6 protein-coding genes are annotated in these 4679 nt (G+C 37.9%); all 6 read left to right on the plus strand.

What is annotated here, in order from left to right:
• The first annotated feature begins 123 nt into the window (after positions 1-123).
• Positions 124-378 (plus strand): NVEALA domain-containing protein, encoded by a 255-nt coding sequence (locus KTG12_RS20920; RefSeq protein ID WP_149936061.1) that lies wholly within the window; start codon positions 124-126, stop codon positions 376-378.
• A 387-nt stretch (positions 379-765) separates the two neighbouring features.
• Entirely contained in the window at positions 766-1563 is a 798-nt protein-coding gene (locus tag KTG12_RS20925) for a 6-bladed beta-propeller (protein WP_224204192.1), read from the plus strand.
• Between the two features lie 93 nt (positions 1564-1656).
• Positions 1657-2655, plus strand: coding sequence for a 6-bladed beta-propeller (locus KTG12_RS20930; RefSeq protein ID WP_224204193.1), 999 nt, complete (start codon positions 1657-1659; stop codon positions 2653-2655).
• A 296-nt stretch (positions 2656-2951) separates the two neighbouring features.
• Positions 2952-3185: an NVEALA domain-containing protein gene (locus tag KTG12_RS20935; RefSeq protein ID WP_005640599.1), complete on the plus strand. Its 234-nt coding sequence runs from the start codon at positions 2952-2954 to the stop codon at positions 3183-3185.
• A gap of 64 nt (positions 3186-3249) precedes the next feature.
• A complete protein-coding gene (locus tag KTG12_RS20940) occupies positions 3250-4266 on the plus strand; it encodes a BF3164 family lipoprotein (RefSeq protein WP_224204194.1) in 1017 nt (338 codons plus the stop codon).
• Between the two features lie 7 nt (positions 4267-4273).
• Positions 4274-4642 carry a 6-bladed beta-propeller gene (locus tag KTG12_RS20945; protein WP_155144452.1) on the plus strand — a complete coding sequence of 123 codons (369 nt, stop codon included), beginning with the start codon at positions 4274-4276 and terminating at the stop codon, positions 4640-4642.
• Positions 4643-4679 lie beyond the last annotated feature (37 nt).

Genomic DNA, 4679 nt, shown 5'->3' on the forward strand with positions numbered 1-4679 from the left:
TATAAACCGGACAAAACAGAATGATGCAAGTTCAGTACATCATTTGGCTATCTTGATCCTCTATAGAAAAGGTAAAGGTAGAAAATTTACTGAATTAAAAACAATAAAACAAAGGTACGAAAAATGAAAAAGCGTATATTTGGAGCAGCACTTTTAGTAGCAATAGCAGTGGCTGCTGGCTGGAATTACCAGCAAAATAAACAAGATGTTCAACTCTCAGACTTGGCGCTGACGAACGTGGAAGCGTTGGCCAGTGGCGAAGGGAGTGGTGACTGTAAATGGAGAACTGGACATAGCTCCGTAACCGGTTGGATCGCAATATGTGACTCATACGGTGTTGGATATTCATGCTCCTGCGGAGATATAAAATATTATTAATTATCAGAGGGAGGTAACTTTTGCGAAAAGTTACCTTCTATAGAATATTCCATTTGGATTATGATAACAAGAATACGACTCTTGCTTTTTATATACTTGTTCTGTACAAATAGTATTAACGGTATTTTATCTCCCTCCCGTGTGGAAAATACCATTCAAATGGACATGAATCACTACCAAAAAATCACATTTGATAGTTTGATTACAGACATTTCCTGTACAAAACTAAGTAATACTGTATTTGATTTTTGTACAAATATGGTTCAATATAAAGATTTCCTATACTTTATGGGAAGTACTATGGCTGGAAAAAATGTATATATATACTCTAAGTCCGGAAAGTTCATAAAGGAAATTACATTTTCGGATGCCTTAATAGTCAATTCCATGTGTATTGTTCCGGAATTGGAGGAGTTGTGGGTCGTGAGCAGATTCAAAATTATTAACAAGTTCAAACTGGATGGCGCACCGGTCAAAAAAGTGTCTTTGCCTTTTCCTTGTGCCGCCATCATACCGACCGCAAAACAAGATTTTCTGGTTTATTCGGGAGGAGCCAATACAGAAAGAGGACACATTGAAGGACACTTTATGGCTCTCACCGATTTCAAGTCTATCCACAAATTATATCTGCCCAAATGGGGGAAAAAAGAATGGTTGTTCGCACCTTATAATTTATATACGACAGATGCTGACGACATTTTGATTCTCCCGGATAACACAGACACAATCTATAGATATGATACTTCCGAGAAGGAGATACTCCCATATTATAGTCTTGATTTTCATGGAGAATTTCTAACCAGAGACAAGTATCCCAAAGAAGATGCGGGAATGGCTGAAATAATCGATAAGAAAAAATACATCCATAACTGTTATAGCTTTTATTTCGCTTCGGATTATCTTTTTTTCAAGTTAATGGGGAAAAGGGACGATTTTTGTGCTATCCGGTGTAAAGACAATATCCTCTTTTCTTTCGACCGTCTTTTTGACAATTTCAGATCCAAATATGTGAATCCTTTTATCGGTTCAGATAAAAACAATCTTTATTTGCTTGTTCGCGAGAATGACCTTGCCGGTCATTACTTAAATATTAAATGCACATACCCGGCTATCCGGAAAATGTTACCCGGATTATTAACCACTGGGAACGATTGGATTTTACTAACGATTAAAATAAAGGAATAAAAGATGAAAAATATCACCCAACAGTTCTTTTTTATATGCTTGGTTTGCGTGCTTTTGAGCTCTTGCTCAGATCAAAAGGCAACAAAAATTGCTTTGATAGCGGATTTATCTCCTGAAGAATCCCGGCCGACATGGACGGAGTTGTTTTCTGATCGCTACGAAATTACTCCGCTGGAAACGACTTCCGGCAGTTTGATCGGGCAGATTGATAAGATCAGGAAGTTTCGGAACCATTATTATGTTTTATCCTCTAATGGCAAAACAATCCACCATTTCGACAAGGATGGAAAATTCGTATCGTCTTTGAACAGGCAAGGACAAGGGCCGGAAGAATATCCCCGAATAGAGGATTTCGATGTCTGCGAGGCAGATGGTAAAACTGAAGTATGGATTTCGGACAACAAAAGCCTGAAAGTATATGATGCTACCGATTTTTCTTTCAAAAGAAAAATTTCCTATCCATTTGTAATCCACAAATTTAAAAAGATGGAGAACTCTCATGTCCTGCTTGTCACCGGACAGAACGAAAACATTTTGACGTTGGTAGACAAAGAGGGGGAAATTATTGCCGAATATTTGAAAAAAGAAATACCCTACATCATGTTCCGGCCGGTACAATTTGCGGCTTATGGATCCAGTTATCTTTTCCAGTTAGGTATTTCAAACACATTCGTTTCATTCAACCCGCAAACTGAGCAATTCCAAATGGGACACTATGCCGGAGGAAATGAGTTTCTCACCGAAAAGCAGTTGTTGGAAATGTTTCAAACACACGGTATCGATTTTATCCTTGAAGCCAATAAATGCTCTTACATCAACAACATGATTTCTTTAGGGAATATAATCTGGCTACAGACACATCAGGGTGGAAAAAACTACCTGACAAAAGTAGAAGAAGGACAAAAGGTCTCAACCCAATTCTCATACGGGACAACTCTTTCCACTATTTCTGACGCAGAGAGCGATGACAGCATATTATTATATATCACGCCCGACCGTCTTTCGGAACACCCCGAAGATGTGATCGACAAATTTGGCAATAAGATTATTTGCAATATGGAAGATAATCCTTATATATTAGAGTTTTTTTAATGAATAATCATCTTAAATAAAGGAGGAGCAATCAGAAAAGATAGAAAGAAAGTAAGACAGTCAAACTATAAATATCAAGTAAAAAGAAAGGAGTCTCTGCCTACCGCCTCACAAACGTTAGCAAAAACTCCCGGACTTTTCCTCATTCAATAACAAATAAAGAAGGAGGTAACGGCAAAAGTAGTAAATTTGGAGTAAAGAAAAAAGGGTTGGGAATCACCTGTTCCGGGAAAAGATACCGGGTGAAAGAGCCACAATTAATAATAAAATGATAAATCCCTAAAAATAATAATAAAATGGGAACAAAAATTTTGGGCGTAATCGCTTTTGCAGCGATCGCCGCCGCCGCAGCAGGCTGGAACTACCAGCAAAATAAACAGGAGGTTGAACTTTCTGACTTGGCGTTGGCTAATGTAGAGGCTCTTGCTAGAGGTGAGAGCGGAAGAGATCGTTGTGACGACTTCACTACAATGACTTGCTTGTCAAATGGACATACATATTATAACATGTATCCTGCTTGCGGTTTATAATTTATAAACTATAGGTGCTGCTTAAATTTAACAGGGCAGCACCTTTTCCTAAAACGACATGATCATGAAAAGTCTATTCATTATTATTCTATGCTTTCTTTTCACCTCTTGTAGTGAAAACCAGTATCGCATTTTCACATTACCTGAAGAGACTCCTGTCAGCGGGGTTGACTATCCCTATGAACTCTTTATGAATTATCCTTGGTCAATAGATATCATAGATGATAAATTATTACTCTTTGCCACTAAAGGTGACTACTTTATGCGAATAGTTGATGCTAATAATGGCAAAGAGATTAAACAAATTGGTCTATTCGGTGGCGGACCTAAAGAATTTGTACAACCCGTCTATTGGGGAAAAAATGGTAAAGATGTATATGTTTATGATGAAGCAAAAATGTACCTGAGGACATATTCATGGCATGAAATCTTAAATGCGGAAGAATTACCGGAAGCGAAAACAATAAACTTGAAAGGTAATGAGAAAAATATCTTATTCGGCAAGGTACTTAATCAGGATTATTTTGTAGGTTCGGTCGTCGTTGGTATGCCCCAGCCTATAATTATACTGGATAAAGAGTTGAACACAATCGGGAACATGGGGAATATTCCGGATAAAGACCATCAAAGTGAAGTATTAGTTACTTATGGAGGTTCAGTCAGTTCGTATGGAAATAAGTTCGTGTCTACAATGGCATCATTTGGCTATATCGCCTGCTATGAGCAACAAGCAGATGGCACTTGCAAAATATTATGGGATGCTTGTGCAGAACAACCAATCTATAAGAAAGACCAATTAGACCTGACTCTTTTGAAATTAGGTTTTGCAGATGTGAAAATGACAAAAAATTATATCTTCTGTAGTTATTTCGGGCAAAAATATGATCGGGACAATCGGAAAAACATAAAACCCAGAAACATGCTGGTGTTTGATCATCAAGGCAATTTACTGAAAAACTTACGTTCGGAAAGAAGTTTAGCCCGGTTCACCGTTTCCGAGGACGAAAAAACAATCTATGCCGCGACTGAAGAACCGGAAGTGGCGATCATACGGTTTGATATTAGTAACATTCTGAAATAACAAGTTTATGAAAACATGGATTCTTCTCTTTTGCCTGCTGTTGGCTTCCTGCGGAGGTCGGCAAGCACAATTTTCCGATCATGAGGACTTTTACTGGATAGACTTTCGTCCCTTAGTCAAGAATGAGGCATTGGAAGTGGGTTTGAATGAATGGGGGACAAACCCTCGATACGTGCAATTGGAAACCAACGAATTTATTCAGATCAAATTCATACAAAGGGTTATTTTGGACGGTGATAAATTCTTAGTAGTTCATTCGGACAGATTATCTCTATTTGATAAAGATGGGAAATACCAATATGACATCGGGGAAAAAGGAGAAGAGGAAGGAGAATATTTCAGAATGGGTGGTGTTGTTTGTCTCGTCCTGAAATAGGTTGACTTCATAAAAGTCAACAAAGATGAAAAAAGAG

The organism is Parabacteroides sp. MSK.9.14, assembly GCF_019041495.1.
Lineage (GTDB): Bacteria > Bacteroidota > Bacteroidia > Bacteroidales > Tannerellaceae > Parabacteroides > Parabacteroides merdae.

Excerpts from the sequence above, each read along its gene's own strand:
- KTG12_RS20935 (WP_005640599.1), top strand. The coding sequence starts at position 2,952 with ATGGGAACAAAAATTTTGGGCGTAATCGCTTTTGCAGCGATCGCCGCC.
- KTG12_RS20925 (WP_224204192.1), top strand. The coding sequence starts at position 766 with ATGTGTATTGTTCCGGAATTGGAGGAGTTGTGGGTCGTGAGCAGATTC.
- KTG12_RS20940 (WP_224204194.1), top strand. The coding sequence starts at position 3,250 with ATGAAAAGTCTATTCATTATTATTCTATGCTTTCTTTTCACCTCTTGT.
- KTG12_RS20945 (WP_155144452.1), top strand. The coding sequence starts at position 4,274 with ATGAAAACATGGATTCTTCTCTTTTGCCTGCTGTTGGCTTCCTGCGGA.
- KTG12_RS20920 (WP_149936061.1), top strand. The coding sequence starts at position 124 with ATGAAAAAGCGTATATTTGGAGCAGCACTTTTAGTAGCAATAGCAGTG.